Origin of the sequence: Streptomyces sp. GC420, from assembly GCF_009916105.1 — a bacterium.
Lineage (GTDB): Bacteria > Actinomycetota > Actinomycetes > Streptomycetales > Streptomycetaceae > Streptomyces.
This window is the reverse complement of sequence record NZ_JAAAXQ010000684.1, coordinates 1-2,069: the sequence shown is the minus strand read 5'-3', so window position 1 is coordinate 2,069 and position 2,069 is coordinate 1. Positions and strand designations below refer to the sequence as shown.

Below are 2,069 nucleotides of genomic sequence, written 5' to 3'. Positions count from 1 at the left end.
CCTTCCCGCCTCCCGCCTTCCTGCCGTCATCGCCCGCGGCGCCGGGGGCGGGGCGGGGGTGATCGCCGCCGAACGGGCCGCCTCGCCGCAGCGGTTCGCGGACCCGGGTCCACGAGCGGCTCGGCGTGTCCGGGGAGTCAGCCCGTCCCCGGACGCCGCGGCCCGCATCTCGGTACCGGCCGACGCGGTTGCCGACCGACGCGGTGACCCGGGCGCGGCGGATGCGGGGCGGGGCGTTCCTCGCTGCGGGCGGCCGGCCGCCGACCCCTGCGCGCGCGGCCCGCGCCACGGCTCGGCACGCGCGTCACCCGGCGTACCACCTGCGGGCGTACAAGCCGCCGCAGGCACGGACCGGATCGGTTCACGGGGGGAGGCGGTGCCGGTTCACGGGAGGAGGCGGACCGGACGGGCTGACGACCCGGGGGACGTGGCTGACGCCGGGCCGGTCATGGCGCGCCCCCGGGGGCGGCGCGCCCGGCAACCGTCAGTGCGGCGGGCCCAGTTCCTCCAGCAGCGTGCGCTCCAGCGCGGTCAGGGGCAGGTCCGGGCGCAGGCATTCGGGATGGCCGGGCGGAGGCGCGTCGAGGACGCGGGCTCCGCCGGCCCGGGCCGTCTCGCCCGCGACGTGGATGGTGCCCAGGGCGACCAGGCCCTGCCAGACGTGGGCTACCAGGGCGCGGGCCAACCGCCCCAGGCGCCGGGCGCGTGGGCACGCCATGGGGACTCCTTCGGGCCGCGGACCGTCACCTCACCCCGTCATGCTCGGCACGCCCGGTCGTGAACGGCATGACGCTCCCTCGAGCCCGGCCGGACCCGGGACCGCGCCCGCACCGGGCCGGTCCCGGGCTCCCCGGCGCTGCCCGCCTCGCGCCCGCGGCAGGGACGCCTGCGGGACGGGCGGACCGGCGTGCGGACCCGGTCCCGCCCGCCCCCGCCGCGACGACCCCGGGACAGCACGGCGCGGGCCGCCTTCGTGCGCGTCCACGAGCGCGCCAGGGGGCGCCCCGTCCCCGGCGGAGCCGGGCCGGGTGCGCGCGGACCTCCGTTCTGCGGGCGCTGCCGGGCACGACCCCGGGCGCCTGTTGCGGGGGTGCGGCTGTTCCCCGTCGGACCCGGCGCCCTCGCGCGGCCCGGGATCAGGTCCCCTGCGCGACGGGCGCGGTGACATCGCGGCCGCCGGGCAGGACGGGCCCGGACCGAGGGCGCTCGCCGCCGTCCTGGCGCACGGGCCCGATGTGCCGTTCGCGCACGGCCTGCGCGACGAGCAGGAGACCGACGCGCTGCCGCGGGCCGCCGGACCGGACGGTGCGGTCCTCCCACCGTCGGGGGCGCCGAGCCGCCGCCGCGCCCGGCACCTGCCCGTGACGACCGGCCACCGCTGCGGCGGCGCGCTGCGGCCGTGGCGCCGGCTGCCCGACGGCCTGCCGGCCGTGTCCGTGCCGCACGGCCGCCGCGGGGCACCGGCGGCGCCGTCTCCGTCCTGGCCGTGCGGGCCGACCGGCTCGCCGACCGCGCCCGGCCCGCGGCTCTGTGCGGGTACCTGCCCGTGACGACCGGCCACCGCTGCGGCGGCGCGCTGCGGCCGTGGCGCCGGCTGCCCGACGGCCTGCCGGCCGTGTCCGTGCCGCACGGCCGCCGCGGGGCACCGGCGGTGCCGTCTCCGTCCTGGCCGTGCGGGCCGGCCGGCTCGCCGACCGGCGAGTGCCGCAACCTCGGCCGCGCGCGGCCCGTCCCGCACCGTGATTGCCCTCGCGCCGATACTGGCCGAGCACCCGAGCACCCGAGCACCCGAGCACCCGAGCACCCGAGCACCCGAGCACCCGAGCACCCGAGCACCCGAGTACCCGAGCACCCGAGCACACCGTCCGGACGCGCGTGCGCAACCTGCCCGGGAGTCCGGGAGTCCGGGAGTCCGGGCCCGCGCAACCGCGTCGACGTGGTGATCCGGTGCCTTCGGATCCGGCTCGCGCCGACGGCCGCCGCGACGTGCCGCCCGCGCCCCGGCGGTGGGGAGGCCCGGCCCGCCGCCTGCGCGTACCGGGCCGTGGGCGGTGCGGGGGGCTGTCTCT

1 protein-coding gene is annotated in these 2,069 nt (G+C 81.1%); it reads right to left on the bottom strand.

Annotated elements, in window-relative coordinates; all coding sequences use genetic code 11:
* Positions 1–484: 484 nt before the first annotated feature.
* Positions 485–718 (bottom strand): DUF6059 family protein, encoded by a 234-nt coding sequence (locus tag GUY61_RS37775; protein WP_166634805.1) that lies wholly within the window; start codon positions 716–718, stop codon positions 485–487.
* Between the last annotated feature and the right edge of the window lie 1,351 nt (positions 719–2,069).